Here is a 17,121-nt window from a genome sequence, read left to right as displayed (position 1 = left end):
TCTCCGGACGCGTCGGGCGCGACGCCGTGAGTCGTTCCCGCGGCGTGCGTTGGATCCTCCCTGCCCCCCTTTGCCGAGGAGGCTAGTGCCGACCACCACGGCGTCAAGGGCGCTGGCGCGTCGCTGCGCGATGCCGCAAAGCGGCACCCTTGACCCCGCGCCGCTCGACACCGTTGAGCAAGGACGGGGGGCAGGGAGGGAAGGACGGTGAGGGTGGTAGCCCGAGCGGGCCGTGGGAGGTTCCGTTACCTCTCGGCCACGGGCGAACGCTCGCCGTCGACGGAGGCGGGCCGGCCGACGGTCGTGCCTGCCTCCGCGCTCGTGGCAGCAGGCGCCGGCGTCGCAAACCCCATCGACGCGATCGCCGTCGCTGCGGTGGCGGCCTCAACCTCAGCTGAACCGCGTTGCTGTAGCGCCTGCATCTCCGCCAGCTCAGCATTCACAGAGGCGGCCCGGACACGCGCCGCCTCGAGCTCCCTGGCGTGCTTGAAGGGCTCTTGCAGTCGCTCGTCAGCCTCCGCCACCTCGCCAGCCAGGACGAGGTTGTCGCGCTCAAGCTCGGCGATCACGCGAGGGATGCCCGCAGCACGATTCTCGAGCTGACGGATCACTCCGATCCCGCCCTCGAGGAACTCCGACCGAGACAGCATCACCCGCGACCGCGGCACCCCAGACAGGCTCAACGCGACGAAGGGCTGGACCCCAAAACCAGGGTCCGGGGTCACCTCGACTTCGAAGCCGCCGATCGTCCCGAGCGTGCCGAGCGAATGGTGCGCCGCGTTCGGCAGGTACCGCAGCCCCGAGCGTGCGGTCCAGTCCGCGACCGCTGCGGCCGCTTCCGAGCGTGCGTCGTACTGGCGCCCGTCGACGGTCATCCGGAAGGCATCCCCAGTGGTGTCGACTGCGCGCGTCAGCGCCGCGTGCAGCTGCTCGATGTCTCGGACGTTCACCTCGATCTTGGCCGCGGCCGCGGTGCGAGTGTGACCGAGGTTGACCAGGTTGCGTTCGTGCGCTCGTTGCAGCCGTTCGAGGCGGGAGAGGTCGTTGTCGGCGTTCGCCTTCTCCAGCAACAACGGGTTCCCTGACGAGAGCGCCTTCGCCTCAGCGGCGCTGAGCGCCGTGTCACCGATGTCCTCCATCTCTCGCACGTCGAGTCGGCCACGCATGATCTGCGAGATGAAGCGCGCCTTCCTCTCGATGGTCTGCCACATGTAGCCGGCGAATGAGCGTTCGACGACGTAGCGGTAGATCCCCATCTCCGCGTTCTGATTACCCTGCCGGATGCCGCGGCCATCGCGCTGCTCGACGTCGGCAGGCCGCCACGGCACGTCGGCGTGATGGATCGCGGTGATGCGCGCCTGGACGTTCGTGCCTTGCCCCATCTTCTGTGTCGAGCCGACGAGCACGCTCACGTGTCCGGCTCGGGCGCTGGCGAACAGCCGCGCCTTCTCGACGTCGTTGCGCGCGTCGTGGATGAACCGGATCGCGGTCGCCGGCATCCCTCGCTCGACGAGCTCCAGCTTCAGCTGCTCGTACACGTTCCAGCGTTCACCGGGAGTGCCGAGGTCCGAGAACACAAGCTGAAGCCCACCACGGACAGGCGAGGGTTCCCCGGTGATCACGTCGACGTAGGTGTCGTCTCGGGTTGCCTTCCACTCGTTGATGATCCGGTCGGCCAGTGCGTCCAGCAGCGTCACACCGCTCGGCTCGGTGTGAGGGTCGACCAGCCGCATGTCGACCGAGGCCTTCCGGCCGTCGGTGGACACCTTGAGCATGTTGTCTTCCTCGGGCCTCACCGACCGGTTGGCGATCGCCTCGGCCCGTTGGCCAATGGCGTCGATGTAGGTCTCCAGTTCCGGTGTCGGCTGCAGCACGATCGTCTCGGCCGCGCGCTGACCGTCAGCGCGCCGGCGCAGCAGAGGCACCGGCAGCTGTAGGTCCTCCGCGGTCTTCACGTCCGCGAAGACGTGCCACATTCGCAGCATCTCAGGGACGTTCTGGAACTTCGCGAACCGGGTCTTCAGCCGGAAGTTGCCGTTACCTGTCGGGGCCATCTCCATGTCGGTGACGGTCTGGCCGAACGTCGCCGCCCAGGCGTCGAAGCTGCCGATGCCGGCCTCCTCGAGGATGTCTGGCCGCATGTAGCGCTGCATCACGTACGCCTCGGTGATCGAGTTGGCCAGCGGCGTCGCCGTCGCGCCGATGAGTACCCGCCCGCCATGGCGGGCACGAAGGTACTCGAGTTTCATGTGCAAGTCGGAGGCTCGCTGGCTCCCGGCGATCTGTGCGTCTGGGATCTTCGAGGCCGTTGCCAGATTCTTGAAGTCGTGCATCTCGTCGACGACGAGATAGTCGATCCCGGTGGCCTCGAACGAGATACCGGGATCCCTGGCCTTGTCCAGGAGTCGCTTCTGTCGCTCCTCCATCGCCAGCGCCGCGCGCTCGATTCGCTTGACGCTCATCGCATCCTCGCGCTTCGCATCCTCCAGCGCTGCACGGAGCTGCTCGACCTGACGGTCGATGTACTCACGCTCGGCATCCGGGCTGAGCGGGATTCGCTCGAACGCCGTGCGGGTCATGATGATCGCATCCCAGTCGTTGGCCGCGGCCCGCGCGACGAAGAGCCGACGCTTGTCGCCGGCAAGATCATCGGTCGACGCTGCGAGGATCCGTGCCTGCGGGTAGATCTGCAACCACTCCCGACCGAACTGCTCGAGCATGTGGTTCGGCACAACGACCGCGGGCTTGCGGATGAGACCCATCCGAACCTGCTCCATCGTCGCCATCACCATCTCGGCGGTCTTGCCGGCGCCGACGACATGGAAGAGTCCGGCGCTTGGCTCGGCGATCGCGCGAGCGACCGCGTCACGCTGGTGCGGCAGCGGGCGGAAGTTCGCCGCCATCCCCGGGAGAGTGAGATAGTCGCCGGCGCCGCGGTAGTCGCGCAACGCTATCGAGTTGAACCGTCGGTTGTACTCGTCCGTCAGGCGAGCTGCCCGCTCGGGCTCCTCCCACACCCATTCGGCGAACCGCTCCTGCAGCGCGGTGGCCTTCTCCTGAGCGGCGGTCGTCTCGAGAGGGTTCAGAACTCGGGACTTCTTGCCGAGCTCTTCGTACTCGTCGTAGACGGTGAGCGGACGCTGCTCCATGACTGCGGCCGCGATATCGGTCGCAGGTCGGCGCTGTGTGCCCCACTCGCTGGTCGCCTTGATCGACTGCCGGTTTCCACGGACTTCCCACTCGCCGGGCAGCGGGTTCTCGACGCGCACGCTCCGGTCCGCGAGTAGCTCCTGGAGGAACTGCTGGTGGGTGGCAGCGTCGATCCAGACGGCGCCGAGCTTGGCTGCGATGTCGTCCGAGCCGAGCGTGCGCGGCTGCACGCCGCGCAGCGCGTCGACGTTGACCTGGTACCGCTCGTCAGATGCAGCTGCGGCGACCGCCGCGTCGAGCTTCTTGCGCACATCGCCGCTGAGATACTCGGCGGCATGGACCGCCTGGTCCGTCGCGGGGTCATCGTAGACGAGCGTGCCGAGCTGGTTCCGGGCCTCGCCGGCGTCGACGCCGAGGAGATGCCCGATCAGCTCGAGGTCGATACGGCCAGTGCGATCGAGACTGAGCGCGATCGCCTCAGCGGGCGTCTCGGCGCCTCGCGCCGGCGGTCGCTGAACGACGACGCGCTGGTTGAGGATCGCGGCGGGAGTTGAGGTCTGCGTTTCCTCATCGAATCGCTCGAGTGCCATCACGAGCGGCCCGAACGGATCCTGCCGCAATAGCGCGATCGCCTTCGGTGTGAGCCGTGCCATACGCGGCTCACCCGTTTCCTCGTCGACGCGACCGGTCGGGCGCAGCGTGAACCGGTTGAGGGGGCCATAGGTCAGCTGGTAGCCGGTGTACCGCTCGCGCAGCGCGGCGCGTGCGGCGAGCGTGTCGTCCGTGTCAGTAATGGTGTTCGCTTCCGCCTCGAGGAGCGCGGTCGCAGCATCGCGCAGCTCGAGCAGGGCTCGGAGCTCGCGAGCGTGGGTGCGCGGTACCTCGAGCGGTTGGTGCCCGCCGGCGTACACGACCGTGAAGGTGTTGCCCGGGTGGACGGCGATCGAGCCGTCCCATTCCTTCGGCGACGCCGGCACCCATGCCGCGCGCTTGGCCTCCGAAGCGGCGCTACGCGGGGTCATAGTCTTGCCCGCCGCGATCGCCTCGGCGGTGATGGTCTCGAGCACGTCGCGCAGCTGCTTGGGCGTGTGCTCGAGATCTCCGCGCACGTGCAGGGTCTCCTGGCCGAACATGCCGCCGCCGATGGACATACTGCCGAGCACGTGCGCGGGCCGCCAGGTGAAGTAGCTGTTGATCTTCGCGGGCGTCCCGTCGACGTCGACGGCGCTGACGGTCTCCCAAGCGACGTCGGCCGGTGCAGCACCGGGCTCGCGTCGACGGAAGATCAGGAGGTCGGTGACGACCTCCGTTCCGGCCGCGCGGCGGTGTGCTCCACTTGGCAGCCGCACCGCGCCCAGGAGGTCAGCCATTTGGTTCATCTCGCGCCGTGCGGCAGGGTTCTGCTGGTCCAGCGTGTAGTGACTGGTCAACACCGCGACGAGGCCGCCCGGCCGGGTGAGGGCGAGGGACTTGATGATGAAGTGGTTGTGGATCGAGTGCCCGCCGGCGTTGTGCGCTGGGTCGTGCAGGGCGACGGCGGCGAATGGGACGTTTCCCACGGCAGCATCGAAGTAGTCGTCGGGGATCCTCGTGTCTGCGAAGGACTCGGCCCGGATCTCTGCGTGAGGGTAGATCGCGGCCGCGATCGCCGCGGTGGTGCTGTCCAGTTCGACGCCGATCATGCGTGCGCTCTCCGGCGCGAGCCCAATGAAGGTGCCGGCGCCGGCACCGGGCTCGAGAACGGTGCCGCCGTAGAAGCCGAGTTGCTCGAGCGCAGACCAAACCTCTCGCACGTAGGCGGGATCCGTGTAGTGCGCGTTGATCGTGGTACGCCTTGCCTCGGCATACTGCTGCTCGGTGAGCAGGGAGCGCAGCTCCTCACGCTCCGTCGCCCAGTTCGCCTTGTCGTCATCGAAGACGTCGGGCAGGGCGCCCCAGCTTGACCACCTAGCCAGCACCTGACGTTCGTCGCTGCTGGCGCTGCGGCCTGCGGCCGCGAGCTCGCGCGAGAGTCGGATGGCCTCGACGTTCGCGGTGAACCGCGCCTTCTGCCCGGACGGTGCCAGGTCCTCCTGGCTGACGGGGATGAAGCGATCTACAGGGTCAGGTCGCGCTGGAAGCGCGCCTCCTGGCTCTGCCGCAGGATCTCCGAACGCTCCGCCAAATAGGTCCAAGGGTTCGATGACTTCGCGAGCTCCTCCAGGAACTCGATCGGCAGCATCCACTGCTGGCTCAGTGCTTCGAGCTGATCCTGGAAGGGCCTCTCCCCCTGCAGTTCCCAGGCCCACTCCGCTAGCGAGTCCTCGCTCGGCTGCTGCGCCTCCCACTCCGCTCGCTGCTCGTCCGGGCTCAGTTCCGTGGTCGGCCACGGAACGTCCGCCATCGCCAACTCCTCTGCCGCCTTCGTCGCGGCCCTCAGTCGGCCCACCTTCTGCAGGTACGGCTCGTCCACTGGGTCCGGGCCGGCCAGCTTGGGCACCAGTTCGTTCACCGTCGTCAGCACCTGGTCTCCCAGCTCCGAGAAGAAGCTCTGCTGATCCTCGATCGCCGCCAGGCTCGACGGTGCCGTCCGCGTCCAGCGGTCCCTGATCTGCAGCCCGTACTTGTTCATGGTCGTCCCCGGCTCCTTGCGCGGTAGATAGATGATCATCGTCGCCCCTCCCCCGCTCGATCAACACCTGCTCGGTCGGCGATGCCGGCTCCGCGATCGCTTCGGCGAGCACCTGGTCGGCTTCGGCTTCGCCGAACCCCCAGATGTCTAGCTCCACCTGGTCTGCCGGCTGTGAACGGCGGCCCTGTCGCGGTGCCATGAATTCCCCCTCTGATCAGGCGTTTTGCCTGATTCGAGGTTAACAGCAATGCAAACGCATTAAAAGGCCTGAACGGCACTTTCTGCGCCAATCTGGGCCCCTTTCCCTGGCTCGCCGACACCTCAGCCGCCCTTCGAGACACCGGCGCTCACCGGGGCGCCTGCCGATTCTGTCCGGGCGCGCTTAGCGCGCTCGATGGAACGATAGATCGCGGCTCGAGAAACGTTGAAGCTCTCGGCGATGGACGCGACCGACTCCTTGTCCTCATACCTCCGCAGGACGTGCCGGTCCTGCGCGCCGGTGAGCTTCGGCTGCTTCCCCTTCAGCCGGCCCTTGCTGCGCGCGATCGCCATGCCCTCTCGGGTCCGAGCGCGAAGGATCTCGCGCTCGAACTCGGCGAAGACGCCGAGCACCTGGAAGACCATCTTGCCGATCGGGTCGAGAGGGTCGTACACGGTGTGGCCGTGCTGCAGCGTCACCCCTGTCGCTTGGAGCTCGTCGGCGATCGCCAGAAGGTCTGACAGCGATCGGGCGAGCCGGTCGAGCTTGGTCACCACCAGGCGGTCGCCCCGCCGACATGCGGCCATCGCCACGGTGAGGCCTCCGCGCGAGCGGTTGGCGCCCGTCCGCCCGTGGTCGAAGTAGATGCGGTCCGGGTCGCACCCGAGGGAGAGGAGCTCTCGATACTGCGCCTCGTTGTCCTGAGCGTCGGTGCTGACGCGCGCGTAGCCGATGAGCATGACTACTCCCCGTCTGCGTCGTCAAGCTCACCGGCGTCGACCATGCGTCGCAGCGCGGCTGCCCGCCCGCGCGAACGAGCGATGTTCTCTGCGCTGTAGATGTTGTCGATCTCGTCCACGTGCCCTCCGTTCGTATGAGCGTGCTTCAACGAGAATAGCCCACGAGGGCGAGTGCGGCGACGGATGCCCCCGGAAGTTCGCGGTCGCGATCGCCGTTCGGGACGCCTCGTATAGCGATCCCCATACGAACACCACGGTCCGCGTGCTCGCCGCTCGAATGACGCTGCCGCACGCTACGGTGGTCGGAAAGGGGAGCGGGGGACACCAATGGCCGATCTGAGTACCAGCCACGCTGATGAACTGATCAAGCGGGTGGCGGCCGAGCTGCCCTTCAGAGTCAACCTCGAGGCGGACATGGGCGGTACGTTCGGTCTGCAGATTGATCTGGGCACTCGAGGTGGGCAGGACGATCCGCCGGACACCGCTGGGATCGACCCCGGACCCGGCGCTAGATGGTGGATTGACGTTGAAGGCGGCCGGGAGTCGATCGTCTCGTCGCTCGGCGCCGACGCCGACCCCTCTGCCGTCGCAGAGTGGGTCGCGGCCGAGGCCCGAAAGGCTGGCTCTCCCGCCGCGGCCTCCCCGGCCGCGATCGCCGGCATGGGGTTCGCCAGCCCCGCTGCGGCGGCGCCGACTGCGCGCACGAGCTCGCGACCCGCGCACGCGGCGCCGGAGCTCGCCGCCGCACCTGAACTCGGCAGGTAGCTTCCGCGCCGGTGCTAGAAGAGGGTCGGCTGCGTCGGGGCAGGTTCACGCCATTCTGGCCAGCCGATCAGCGGGGCAAGCAGGTACTCGCGGGCGATGTGCCATTCGTCGGCCTGGTGCCCCGACGGGCGCCTGCACCGCGCTCCCTTGGCACCACACTGTGGGCAGATGGGGTACTCGACCTCGATCAGCTCGCCGGTCACGCGGTGCACGAACGTTCCCTTCCTCACCACAGCATCCCGTCTGCGTCGACATGCTCGAGCACGCACCAGTTGTCGTCGACGTAGGAGTAGTGATCACGATCGCGCTCACGCCCTGGCTCGGCAAGCACCCACGCCCATGTGGCTGGTGGCAGCGGTTTCCCTGACAACTCGTGGATGCCCTGCACTGCAGGTCCGGCTGCGATGACGCGCATCACGCGCCGCTCTCCGTACAGCACGCCACCGTCGATGCGCTCCTGCAGCGTTGCATCCCATCGTGGGTGAACCGGCGAGTACATCTGTTGCCAGACGAGATCCCCAGCCTCGAACGTCCCCGTGAGCCTGCTCATAGTTCTCTCCTTCCTGCGCGCCCCCGCAGCAGCGCAGCGGGGGCGCGCAGTGGCTTAGAGGCTGTCGTCCTGGTCGATAGCCCGGACCAGCTGAGCTAGCACCGCACTCGCCTCGTCCTCGCCCGCCTCCCGCGCGGCCGCGAGGATCTCGTGCAGCTTCGCGTACTGGTTGGTCTCGTCGGGTGTCGCTGCCGTGTGAGCCAGTAGCCGCAGCGCGAGGCGTCGCAGGGCGCGGACGTCGCCCTGGATCACATAGCTGCTTGAGCCGTTGTCTAGCTCGATCGCCACGGTGGTGTTGCTCGTCCCGTAGGCGTCCTGAATGTCGAAGGGCTGCGCCACCCGGATCACGAGATCCTTGGCGGCGGCCCATTCGGTCGTCTGAGTCATGATCGTCTCCCCCGCTTGCTTAGCGCCGCGCCAGTGGCATGCCGGTGTCGATGAAGAACTGGCTGCCATCGCTCTGCGCCGCCTCGAAGGTGCCGTCGCTCTCGATCGTGCCGATCTCGCCGTCGTTGACGACGATGCGCAGTCGGTTGGCCAGCGCACTGTCGATGTTGAGGACGAGCGTGTCGGCGTCGACCGCGGAGGGGTGAACGAACAGGGTCAACTCGGTGGTGCCCTCGTCGTTGTCGAAGTCGACCGCGCCCGAGTTGTGGTGGTGCACGTGCGGTTCATACATCTCCCCGGTGTCGAACACGGTGAGGGTGGGGTTCGCGACCCGTGCGGCCATTGCCCTCTCGCTGTCGAACGGTGCTTTGGTGGTCATAGTTCTCTCCTTCTCTGCCAACCGTTTTTCTTGCCTTCCTGGCGCGGGGATCGAGACTGAGCGGAGGGAGCGGAGTGCGACCATGAGCGGTTGCTAAGCGGAGGGCGTAGCCCGCAGTCTGCAAATAGCGAGGGGGCGGCGCGCAGCTCACGGAGGGAAGTACGATCGGCCGGCCAGGACAGGCAAGTCGTCGACGGCGTAGCCGTTGGTGTGTTCTATGCTGACGGCTCGACGGGACGCCGGCCCGTCGAGTCAATTCAGGGGGTTGGTGTGGCCACTACAGATCAGGTTGTCGAGGTTCTGCAGCGGGTCGGCTTCGCGGCGGTGACCTACTACTCGGAGATCGGCGTCGACGATCCCGAGTACAACCTCGCCGGGCAGGCAGCCTGGTGTCTCGAGTCGTTGCCGTCGACGGATCGTGGCACGCTCGAGGATCTCGTTGCCCGAACGATCGTCGAACCACGGGAGTATCGCGAAGCGCTCGTGGCCGCGCTCAGCGCGGTCGAGGTGCTCGATGAGCAGCCCGGCTGACGGCGACAAGCGCGAACAACGGCTGCGCCGGCGCCGCGAGCTTCGCCCGCGCTACGAGGAGACCGAGCGGGCCTGGCGTGCAGCGAACGCCGACCGGGTGCGCGCATACCGGCGCCGTTGGATTGAGAACAACGCCGTCCGCCAGCGTGAGGCGTCACGTGTGTGGAACCGTCGCGCGTACGCCGCGAGGATGCGCGATGTCGCCCGTCGACGCAACGCCGTCGATCGCGCGCGGCGGTGGGCTGAGCAGAATCCCGAGAAGGTGAAGGCTGCGAAGATTCGCTATCGCCTCGCATCACCGGAGAAGGTGAAGGAGTCGAGCCGCCGCTACTACGAGCAGCACAAGGGGTGACGTCCCATGGGGTGGATGCTCCTATTGCTGTCAAGCGGCCAGTGGCGGGCTGATCTGCTCCAGGACGGCTGTCGCTCGGGCCTCGAGTTCAGGGTCGGCGCGAGTGCCGATCTCGAGTCGTCGGAGCCGCTGGTAGGGGACGCTGAGAGTGGCGGCGAGAACGCTGATCGGGATGCCTTTCGCTTGTCGGCGTGCTCGGAGTTCGCGCCCGACGGGATTGTCGGTGGCGGGATTGAGCAGAGCGGCATAGATCTCGTTCGCGACGTGTCGTTTGAGGCAGCGCATGATGTCACGGTCGGTGAGTTGCTCCGAACGACGCCTCTCGAAATAGGCCATCGTCCGAGGCTCGCGATGTCGCATGCGCAACAGCACAATCCGGTGCAGCGCGGCGTTCGCGTGCCGGTTCCCGCCGCGAGAGAGTCGATGCCGTGTGCGTTGTCCGGAGGAGGCGGGGATCGGGGCGACACCGGCGAGAGCGGCGAAGCTGGCGCGGGTTCCGAGCCGCTCGGGGTTGTCGCCCGCGGCGACCAGGAGCGTCGCTGCGGTGACAGGACCGACTCCGCTCAGGGACAGCAGCGTGGGGTTGACCTGCCGGACGAGCATCTCCAACTGTTGTTTGAATCGGCCTGACTTTCGTTCCTATCGGGAGCCTTGTCCGGCAGGTGCCGGTTGGGCTGATTCCAGGTCAGCGTAGTACGCGTCCTCGACCTCGATCGGGGTGCGCATGTCGAGCTCGCCGTGGAGGCGCTGGTTGTTCCACCACCAGACGTACTCGAGGGTCGCCAGCTCGACCTGCTCGACGGTCCGCCAGGGTCCGCGCTGGCGGATCAGCTCGGTCTTGTAGAGGTTGTTGACCGCCTCGGCCATGGCGTTGTCGAAGCTGTCGCCGACGGTTCCGGTCGAGGGCACGGCTCCGAGCTCGACGACGCGGTCGGTGTAGACCATCGCCATATAGTTCGAGCCGTGGTCCGAGTGGTGGGTCAGCCCGGTGAGGTCGCCGCCGGCTCCCCAGGCCTGACTCGTGCCATCTTTCCTCGACTTGGTTCCCGGACGGCCTGAGATCTTTGATTTTCCGGGGATCTCGCGCTGCCTTAGTGCCCGCCTGGCGCACTAAACCGGGGTTCTAGACTCGTGTTGCGTGGGCCTGTTCATCCGGAAGGTGCGCACCGCGTCGGGCGCGACAGCGGTGCAGATCGCGTCGAAGCAGTACGGCGTGCAGAAGATCGTCGAGCACATCGGCTCCGCTCACACGCCCGAGGATCTCGAGTTCCTCCTCGAGGTCGCCCGCACGAAGATCCAGGCCGGGCAGCTCGCGTTCGATCTGGACCGGCTCGCGCCGCAGAAGGTGACCGCGACACCGGAGATCGTCGGCTCCCAGGCCCGTGTCCTCTGGGATGTTCTCGAGCACGCTTACCGCGAGGTCGGGTTCGACTCGGTCGGGACCGACAGCTTCAAGCGTCTCGTGCTGGCGCGGATCATCGAGCCGACCAGCAAGGCTGACACGATCCGGGTGCTCGCGGAGATCGGTGTGAAGTCGCCGTCGTTGCGCACGATCTGGCGGACCCTCGCGCGTTGCGTCGAGGAGGACTGGCGATCGCAGCTCGCGGACGCGGCGCTGCGGAAGGTGACGGCGGCCGGGGCGCTGCAGGTGGTGATGTATGACGTGACCACGCTGTATTTCGAGGCGGAGCACGAGGACGCGCTCCGCAAGGTCGGGATGAGCAAGGAGCGGCGCGTCGATCCGCAGATCCTCGTCGGCCTGCTGGTCGATCAGGTGGGGTTCCCGCTGGAGGTCCATGCGTTCGAGGGCAACCGGGGCGAGACCACGACGCTGCTGCCCGTGCTGAACGGGTTCCGGAAGCGTTACGGGAACAGTGATGTCGTGGTCGTCGCCGACGCGGGCATGCTCTCGGCGAGCAACCTGAACGCGCTCGAGGACGCCGGCTTCGATTTCATCGTCGCTTCCCGGACGGGGTCGGCGCCGAAAGACCTCGCCGAGCACTACGAGAGTGTCGGGAACCTGTTCGAGGACGGGCAGATCATCGAGACGATCCGCCCGATGGGGAAGGGAGCGTATCGTCGGGACCGGCGGGTGGTCTGGCAGTACTCCCGCAAGCGCGAGAAGCGCGACAATGTCACGTTGAACAAGCAGATCGACCGGGCCGAGCAGATCGCGGGCGGCCAGCGGGCGCCGAAGAAGGACAGGTTCGTCACCCTCGGTGAGCGCGGCACCCGGCCGGGCGTGAACTGGCCGTGGTCGAGAAGGCCCGCTCGTATCTCGGGTTGAAGGGCTACGTCACCTCGATCAGCACCGACAAGCTCACCGGCGCCGAGGTGGTGGCCGCGTATCACGATCTGTTCCGTGTCGAGGCGTCGTTCCGGATGGCGAAGAGCGACCTCAAGGCGCGGCCGATGTTCCATCACGAGCGGGACTCGATCGAGGCGCACCTCACGATCGTGTTCGCCGCTCTCGCGGTCACCCGGCACGTCACGGAGAAATCGGACTACTCGATCAAGCGGATCGTCCGAGCGCTGCGCCCGGTCCGGGACGCGGTGATCTCGCTACGCGGGCAGCGCATCACGGCCACGACCCCGCTGGAAGGCGAGGCCGCCGATATCGCCGAGAAACTCCTGCCGAACGCGGCGCACTAAAGTGGCACGACTCAGGTCATATTGTCGACCCTGCCCGCCTGCTCGGTGAAGCCCTGACCGATTCGTCCCCGGATCTGATGCGCAGCCTGCTGCAGTCCACGATCAACGCGCTGCTGTCCGCCGACGCGGATGCCGTGGTCGGCGCCGAGTGGGGTAAGCCCTCCCCGGACCGTGCCGCGCAGCGCAACGGCTACCGCCACCGCGACCTCGACACCCGCGTCGGCACGATCGACGGCGCGATCCCGAAGCTCCGGCAGGGCACCTACTTCCCCGAATGGCTCCTCGAGCGCCGCAAACGGGCCGAGACCGCGCTGATCACGGTCGTCGCGGACTGCTATCTCGCGGGCGTCTCGACGCGTCGGATGGACAAGCTGGTGAAGACTCTCGGGATCCACTCCCTGTCGAAGTCGCAGGTCTCGCGGATGGCGGCCGACCTCGACGAGCACGTCGACCAGTTCCGCCACCGCCCCCTGGACGATGCGGGCCCGTTCACGTTCGTCGCCGCCGATGCGCTGACGATGAAGGTCCGTGAGGGTGGCCGCGTGATCAATGCGGTCGTGCTGGTCGCGACCGGCGTGAACGCCGACGGGCGCCGCGAAGTGCTCGGCCTGCGGGTCGCAACGTCGGAGACCGGCGCTGCCTGGAACAGCTTCTTCGCCGACCTCGTCGCCCGCGGCCTCAGAGGCGTCCGCCTGGTCACCTCCGACGCCCACCAGGGCCTCGTGGAGGCCATCGCGGCGAACCTGCCCGGCGCGGTCTGGCAGCGATGCAGAACCCATTACGCGGCGAATCTGATGTCGGTGACGCCGAAGAGCATGTGGCCGGCGGTGAAGGCGATGCTGCACTCCGTCTATGACCAGCCCGACGCCGAGGCGGTGAACGCCCAGTTCGACCGGCTGCTGGACTACGTCGACGGAAAACTCCCCGCCGCGCACGAGCACCTCGACAACGCGAGAGCGGACATCCTCGCGTTCACCGGGTTCCCCGACGGGCTCTGGCAGCAGATCTGGTCCAACAACCCCAACGAGCGATTGAACCGCGAGATCCGCCGCCGCACCGACTCCGTCGGGATCTTCCCCAACCGTGACGCGATCATCCGCGTCGTCGGCGCGGTCCTCGCCGAACAGACCGACGAATGGGCCGAAGGACGCCGCTACCTCGGCCTCGACATCCTCGCCAAGTCCCGCCTCACCCTCGTCCCCGACACCGGAACGGAGGCGACCACCGACACCGTCCTCGAGCTCAGCGCCTAACCGAAATCAACAGCAGAAGGATCACCGACCGCTACACCACGTCCCGGGGCTTGAACGGGACGGCCGGAAGAGCCTAAGCTCGACATGAGAGGGCTCTCATCGCGCCGGGACGTGCAAAAGGCATGTCGCACACACCCCGGACCCGACGAGGTCAGGTGGTCGGCTCTCACGGGCCGACGACGCCGCGCCCGGCGACCGAGACGAGAGAAGGCACGAATTTGCTCATTGCTGAGAACGCGGGTCTGGTCATCGACTGGACCCAGATGCCCACTTACAACACAATCATGTCCCTCGCGGCGGGAGCGGGACTGATCCTGCTCGTGCTGCTCGGGCGCAGCCTGCACCGCGACACGATGTTCCGCTCCACGGGCTGGGCGCTGGCGTTCGGCGTACTCGGCGCGCTCCTGACGATCACCGGCGCGCACATGACGCTCACGTGGCCGTTCGCGAAGTACTTCCCCTTCGACAACATCATCTTCGGCGAGACCAGCCTCGGGTTCGGCGTCCTCCTCCTCGCCGCGGCGCTGTTCCTCTGGAAGCGCGGCTCCCGGCTCGAGTCGGCGGAGGATCGCCCCGCCGAGGCCGCCGCCACGGCCCAGCCGCTCGGCATCTTCATCTTCGGCCTGGGGCTGTCGCTGTTCGCGATCGCCGCGGCCGGCCTGGTGTTCCAGCTGTTCGCGGCTCCGCCCGAGGAGCCCATCTCCGGAGCCTTCTCGCAGTGGCCCTGGGTGGAGACGACATTCATGTCCGGGTTGTTCGCCCTCGTCGGCGTGGGTGCCGTACTGTTCCCGTTCACCCTGCGCAGCTTCTCTGCATCCCGCCCGCTGACCGCCGTCACCAAGATCGTCGGCATCACGTGGGGGCTGGCCGGCCTGGCGTTCGGGCTGTTCGGCGCCCTGAACTTCTTCACGCACATCGGTCTGATCGTCAACACGATGGGCTGACGGTGCCCGTCAGGGCACGCCGATACCTCCGTCGCACCACCACCTGCGCGACGCGCAGCACCGGATACAGCACACGCCACGCCGCGCGCGGGCTCGGCGCGGTGAGCGACCGGATCGTCAGCAGAACATCGTCCCCGTCGCGGTGGACGATGGACGCCTCTTCGCCGGCGATCGGATGCCCGGGGAGCGCGCGGTAGGAGAAGCCGACGCGATCCGGCTCGCGTACGACCGTCACCACCTCGACCGGTTCGCGCACGGTGACGAAAGGCAGCCGCGCCGTCACCACGAGACGCTCTCCGTCGGCGACCTCGCGGGCGTTCTCGACGCGGCAGCGGTGCGGCGAAATGCGGTGCGGGAGACGCTCCTCTTGCGCGATCCGAAACTCGTGCATTACCGTTGCCTAAATCGATTTAGGCTGCGCCCGCAGGCACACCAGGTCGATGTGCGGTCATTCGCCGGACGCTCCGAAGCTCGACGAGAAACTGCCGGACGCCGCCCCCAAACCAGCGGGCCACACCTGGATGCCGCCCAGCGTTGTCGAGCAGCCGCTCAACGTGCTGAAACGCAGTGAGCAGAGCCGGCCGGCTCGCTACTCCCACTCGCAGTTCGAAGCGAGCATCCGCCGAGCCATGCTTGGCCGTAGAGATGCGAACGAGCGAAGCGCGTTCATCGCTGAGTGGGTTCTGCAACCACTCAAGGGTCAGCGTCTTGTCCGCAGCGCCCAACTTGGGGCCGGTGTGCTCGACGCACTTCGCCGCATCGATGACGTCGCCTACCTGCGCTGGGCAGTCGTCTTCAAGAGGCTCGATACCGTAGCGGACCTCGTAGATGAAGCGCGGGCGCTCGTCCTGCACCCATCCTCGCCTCTCAAATTCGAGCAACCACGGCCTACTCCAATCGACCGAGCAGCGCCGCCTGTGTAAGCCGCACGCCGTTAAGCGACACATGCAGGCGCGGTGACCTGTGGCGTCGCCGTCGGGGGTTCCTCCAGCTAGAGGTGGAGCGGCCGGATGGGGGCGAAGACCAGCGAGGGGTCGGCGAGCCACTGGTCGCGCGGCACCATGTCGACGTAGAGCTCGATGTCGTGGCCGTCGGGATCGGCGATGTAGAGCGAGTGGGTCACGGTGTGGTCGGAGGCGCCGAGGACTGGAACGCCATGCCGGTCGAGGTGGCGGACCACCTCGCGAAGCTCCTCGTCGCTCTCACCCACCTTGAGGCCGAAGTGGTACATCCCGACGCGGCGGCCCGGCGGCATGGGCGCGGCGGAGGACCCCACCTCGATCAGCAGCAGCTCGTGGTGTGTGCGGCCCGAGCTGAAAGCGGCGGCGGGCACGGGCAGCGGGACGTCTCCGCGCACCTCGTCCCATTCGAGTACCTCTCGGTAGAAGCGCCGGGACCGATCGAGGTCCCGGACGTAGAGGACCAGATGGCCGAGTTCGTGCACGCGCATCGGTGGTGACTCCTTCTCGATGATCCTTGTGACGCGGGGGCAAGGGGACCGGTCTCGGATGCTCAGCCGCGGCCGCTCGACGTGGCGCCGCGCGCGTAGTCGTAGCAGGTTCGGACCAGGTGAGCGACGACGTCGGCTTCGTCATCGTCGCGCGGGGCGTAGAGCATGACGGTGCCCGCGGGGATCAGACCGCGCGCGGCGACCGGATGCTGCTCCGCCCACCCGGCGTTGATGGCCTGGCGGGCGTCCTCCGGCGGCAGGGCCACGTGCAGGGAGTGGTCCGGAGCCGGATGCAGGTGGGCGAACTCCGTGCCGATCATGAATGCCTCCGGCGGCCCGACCGCCTGGCCCGGGGGCAGGGTGAGGGCGCGGGCTCCGGGCACGGAGATTAGGCTGTCGGCCCAGACGACGCCGGGCAGGTCGGCGAGCAACGCCTCGAGCCGCCGGAGCGGCCGGTCGTCGCTGGGCTGCTGCTCTAGCTGCATGTGCGGATTGGTCGGCGTGGTCCCCGGCCGACCCCCGCTACGCCGCGGGAGGGAGGCTGCCTCTCCGATCATGGCGCCTCGAATAGCGGTCCGAGGACGACCAGGCCGAGGTCGTCCCCGAGCTGGGCGAACAGTCCGAACATCACCAGCGCCGCACCGGCCAGCGCAATGTCCTTGAGGAACTGCGTCTGCTCGGTCATCCGGGCCGTGGCGTCGGTCTCGGCCCAGAACCCGTGCATGAGGAATGCGGTGGGCACCAGGAATGCGGCCAGCAGCAACGCACCTAGATCCGGCCACACCCCGACGGCGACCATGAGCGCGCCGACCACGATCAGCACGCCGCTGGCGAGCACGAGGACCCCCGCGGCGGGGACCTTCTTGCTGGCCGCGTATCCGGTCATCATCTGGCGTTGGGTGATGTGCGCGACCCCTGAGCCCAGGAACAGCAGGGCGAACAGAATCCGACCGATGAGCACGACGACATCCATACTTGGTTCCTGACACTGACGGAGAATACTTACCTTTCGTAAGGTCAAGAGATAGCAGGCGTTAGGGGTAGGGGTCAAGTCCCGTGGCGTGGATGCTCCTATTGCTGTCAAGCGGCCAGTGGTGGGCTGATTCGTTCCAGGACGGCGGTCGCTCGAGCTTCGAGGTCGGGGTCGGCGCGGGTGCC

The 17,121-nt window shown here is 67.5% G+C and carries 18 protein-coding genes and 2 pseudogenes; 6 read left to right on the top strand and 14 right to left on the bottom strand.

The genetic code is table 11. From position 1 onward, the window contains the following. Positions 1-245 precede the first annotated feature (245 nt). The 3 genes from PYV02_RS14705 to PYV02_RS14695 all read right to left on the bottom strand — a co-directional run bounded on the left by PYV02_RS14705 (position 246) and on the right by PYV02_RS14695 (position 6,700). Positions 246-5,108: a helicase gene (locus PYV02_RS14705; RefSeq protein ID WP_275759814.1), complete on the bottom strand. Its 4,863-nt coding sequence runs from the start codon at positions 5,106-5,108 to the stop codon at positions 246-248. 137 nt (positions 5,109-5,245) lie between these two features. Further along, positions 5,246-5,800, bottom strand: coding sequence for a hypothetical protein (locus PYV02_RS14700; RefSeq protein WP_275759813.1), 555 nt, complete (start codon positions 5,798-5,800; stop codon positions 5,246-5,248). A gap of 282 nt (positions 5,801-6,082) precedes the next feature. After that, the gene (locus PYV02_RS14695) at positions 6,083-6,700 is read right to left on the bottom strand and encodes a recombinase family protein (protein ID WP_275759812.1); all 618 of its coding nucleotides are present in this window, start codon (positions 6,698-6,700) and stop codon (positions 6,083-6,085) included. A gap of 327 nt (positions 6,701-7,027) precedes the next feature. Between PYV02_RS14695 and PYV02_RS14690 the strand changes: the two genes are divergently transcribed. After that, a complete protein-coding gene (locus PYV02_RS14690; RefSeq protein WP_275759811.1) occupies positions 7,028-7,465 on the top strand; it encodes a hypothetical protein in 438 nt (145 codons plus the stop codon). Positions 7,466-7,691: 226 nt separating this feature from the next. Here PYV02_RS14690 and PYV02_RS14685 read toward each other — a convergent pair whose 3' ends face one another. From PYV02_RS14685 to PYV02_RS14675, 3 genes are read right to left on the bottom strand one after another with little or no spacing between them, the layout of a single operon-like run. Beyond that, the gene (locus PYV02_RS14685) at positions 7,692-8,015 is read right to left on the bottom strand and encodes a hypothetical protein (RefSeq protein WP_275759810.1); all 324 of its coding nucleotides are present in this window, start codon (positions 8,013-8,015) and stop codon (positions 7,692-7,694) included. 54 nt (positions 8,016-8,069) lie between these two features. Continuing rightward, entirely contained in the window at positions 8,070-8,402 is a 333-nt protein-coding gene (locus PYV02_RS14680; protein WP_275759809.1) for a hypothetical protein, read from the bottom strand. A 19-nt stretch (positions 8,403-8,421) separates the two neighbouring features. Next, a complete protein-coding gene (locus tag PYV02_RS14675; protein ID WP_275759808.1) occupies positions 8,422-8,781 on the bottom strand; it encodes a hypothetical protein in 360 nt (119 codons plus the stop codon). 270 nt (positions 8,782-9,051) lie between these two features. On the opposite strand from PYV02_RS14675, the gene PYV02_RS14670 reads away from it, so the two are divergent. Continuing rightward, positions 9,052-9,312 (top strand): hypothetical protein, encoded by a 261-nt coding sequence (locus PYV02_RS14670; RefSeq protein ID WP_275759807.1) that lies wholly within the window; start codon positions 9,052-9,054, stop codon positions 9,310-9,312. Then, positions 9,296-9,664 (top strand): hypothetical protein, encoded by a 369-nt coding sequence (locus tag PYV02_RS14665; RefSeq protein ID WP_275759806.1) that lies wholly within the window; start codon positions 9,296-9,298, stop codon positions 9,662-9,664. The genes PYV02_RS14670 and PYV02_RS14665 overlap by 17 nt, the downstream gene beginning before the upstream one ends. A gap of 30 nt (positions 9,665-9,694) precedes the next feature. Here PYV02_RS14665 and PYV02_RS14660 read toward each other — a convergent pair whose 3' ends face one another. The 3 genes and pseudogenes from PYV02_RS14660 to PYV02_RS14655 all read right to left on the bottom strand — a co-directional run bounded on the left by PYV02_RS14660 (position 9,695) and on the right by PYV02_RS14655 (position 10,609). Continuing rightward, positions 9,695-10,000, bottom strand: coding sequence for a hypothetical protein (locus PYV02_RS14660; protein ID WP_275759805.1), 306 nt, complete (start codon positions 9,998-10,000; stop codon positions 9,695-9,697). Continuing rightward, positions 10,001-10,267: pseudogene (locus PYV02_RS15420) on the bottom strand (transposase); the annotation flags it as partial. It abuts the gene before it with no gap. Between the two features lie 36 nt (positions 10,268-10,303). Then, positions 10,304-10,609 (bottom strand): integrase core domain-containing protein, encoded by a 306-nt coding sequence (locus tag PYV02_RS14655; RefSeq protein WP_420833643.1) that lies wholly within the window; start codon positions 10,607-10,609, stop codon positions 10,304-10,306. 193 nt (positions 10,610-10,802) lie between these two features. Here PYV02_RS14655 and PYV02_RS14650 point away from each other — a divergent pair. The 3 genes and pseudogenes from PYV02_RS14650 (at position 10,803) to PYV02_RS14635 (ending at position 14,513) form a co-directional block, all read left to right on the top strand. Beyond that, a pseudogene (locus tag PYV02_RS14650) lies at positions 10,803-12,316 on the top strand (IS1634 family transposase). 20 nt (positions 12,317-12,336) lie between these two features. Continuing rightward, positions 12,337-13,569 carry an IS256 family transposase gene (locus PYV02_RS14640; RefSeq protein WP_275759848.1) on the top strand — a complete coding sequence of 411 codons (1,233 nt, stop codon included), beginning with the start codon at positions 12,337-12,339 and terminating at the stop codon, positions 13,567-13,569. Between the two features lie 263 nt (positions 13,570-13,832). Then, positions 13,833-14,513: a DUF981 family protein gene (locus PYV02_RS14635; RefSeq protein WP_275759847.1), complete on the top strand. Its 681-nt coding sequence runs from the start codon at positions 13,833-13,835 to the stop codon at positions 14,511-14,513. Here PYV02_RS14635 and PYV02_RS14630 read toward each other — a convergent pair. The 5 genes from PYV02_RS14630 to PYV02_RS14610 form a co-directional block, all read right to left on the bottom strand. Then, the gene (locus tag PYV02_RS14630) at positions 14,497-14,904 is read right to left on the bottom strand and encodes a DUF1990 family protein (RefSeq protein ID WP_275759802.1); all 408 of its coding nucleotides are present in this window, start codon (positions 14,902-14,904) and stop codon (positions 14,497-14,499) included. The two genes, PYV02_RS14635 and PYV02_RS14630, sit on opposite strands and share 17 nt — an antisense overlap. 19 nt (positions 14,905-14,923) lie before the next feature. Then, complete coding sequence (locus PYV02_RS14625; RefSeq protein WP_275759801.1) at positions 14,924-15,367, bottom strand: hypothetical protein; 444 nt, start codon at positions 15,365-15,367, stop codon at positions 14,924-14,926. Between the two features lie 137 nt (positions 15,368-15,504). After that, on the bottom strand, positions 15,505-15,963 hold the full coding sequence (locus PYV02_RS14620; RefSeq protein ID WP_275759800.1) for a VOC family protein: 459 nt from the start codon (positions 15,961-15,963) through the stop codon (positions 15,505-15,507). Positions 15,964-16,025: 62 nt separating this feature from the next. Further along, positions 16,026-16,448 carry a luciferase domain-containing protein gene (locus tag PYV02_RS14615; RefSeq protein WP_275759799.1) on the bottom strand — a complete coding sequence of 141 codons (423 nt, stop codon included), beginning with the start codon at positions 16,446-16,448 and terminating at the stop codon, positions 16,026-16,028. A gap of 68 nt (positions 16,449-16,516) precedes the next feature. Next, complete coding sequence (locus tag PYV02_RS14610; RefSeq protein ID WP_275759798.1) at positions 16,517-16,936, bottom strand: DoxX family protein; 420 nt, start codon at positions 16,934-16,936, stop codon at positions 16,517-16,519. Between the last annotated feature and the right edge of the window lie 185 nt (positions 16,937-17,121).

Origin of the sequence: Antiquaquibacter metalliresistens, from assembly GCF_029211225.1 — a bacterium.
GTDB lineage: Bacteria > Actinomycetota > Actinomycetes > Actinomycetales > Microbacteriaceae > Rhodoglobus > Rhodoglobus metalliresistens.
The sequence above is the reverse complement of the archived record's forward strand: the minus strand, read 5'-3'. Positions and strand labels throughout refer to the sequence as shown.

What these genes read in the sequence shown, in the direction of transcription:
- PYV02_RS14700 (WP_275759813.1), bottom strand. Translation starts at nt 5,800, where the DNA reads ATGATCATCTATCTACCGCGCAAGGAGCCGGGGACGACCATGAACAAG.
- PYV02_RS14695 (WP_275759812.1), bottom strand. Translation starts at nt 6,700, where the DNA reads ATGCTCATCGGCTACGCGCGCGTCAGCACCGACGCTCAGGACAACGAG.
- PYV02_RS14690 (WP_275759811.1), top strand. Translation starts at nt 7,028, where the DNA reads ATGGCCGATCTGAGTACCAGCCACGCTGATGAACTGATCAAGCGGGTG.
- PYV02_RS14685 (WP_275759810.1), bottom strand. Translation starts at nt 8,015, where the DNA reads ATGAGCAGGCTCACGGGGACGTTCGAGGCTGGGGATCTCGTCTGGCAA.
- PYV02_RS14680 (WP_275759809.1), bottom strand. Translation starts at nt 8,402, where the DNA reads ATGACTCAGACGACCGAATGGGCCGCCGCCAAGGATCTCGTGATCCGG.
- PYV02_RS14675 (WP_275759808.1), bottom strand. Translation starts at nt 8,781, where the DNA reads ATGACCACCAAAGCACCGTTCGACAGCGAGAGGGCAATGGCCGCACGG.
- PYV02_RS14665 (WP_275759806.1), top strand. Translation starts at nt 9,296, where the DNA reads ATGAGCAGCCCGGCTGACGGCGACAAGCGCGAACAACGGCTGCGCCGG.
- PYV02_RS14660 (WP_275759805.1), bottom strand. Translation starts at nt 10,000, where the DNA reads ATGGCCTATTTCGAGAGGCGTCGTTCGGAGCAACTCACCGACCGTGAC.
- PYV02_RS14655 (WP_420833643.1), bottom strand. Translation starts at nt 10,609, where the DNA reads ATGGTCTACACCGACCGCGTCGTCGAGCTCGGAGCCGTGCCCTCGACC.
- PYV02_RS14635 (WP_275759847.1), top strand. Translation starts at nt 13,833, where the DNA reads ATGCCCACTTACAACACAATCATGTCCCTCGCGGCGGGAGCGGGACTG.
- PYV02_RS14630 (WP_275759802.1), bottom strand. Translation starts at nt 14,904, where the DNA reads ATGCACGAGTTTCGGATCGCGCAAGAGGAGCGTCTCCCGCACCGCATT.
- PYV02_RS14620 (WP_275759800.1), bottom strand. Translation starts at nt 15,963, where the DNA reads ATGCGCGTGCACGAACTCGGCCATCTGGTCCTCTACGTCCGGGACCTC.
- PYV02_RS14615 (WP_275759799.1), bottom strand. Translation starts at nt 16,448, where the DNA reads ATGCAGCTAGAGCAGCAGCCCAGCGACGACCGGCCGCTCCGGCGGCTC.
- PYV02_RS14610 (WP_275759798.1), bottom strand. Translation starts at nt 16,936, where the DNA reads ATGGATGTCGTCGTGCTCATCGGTCGGATTCTGTTCGCCCTGCTGTTC.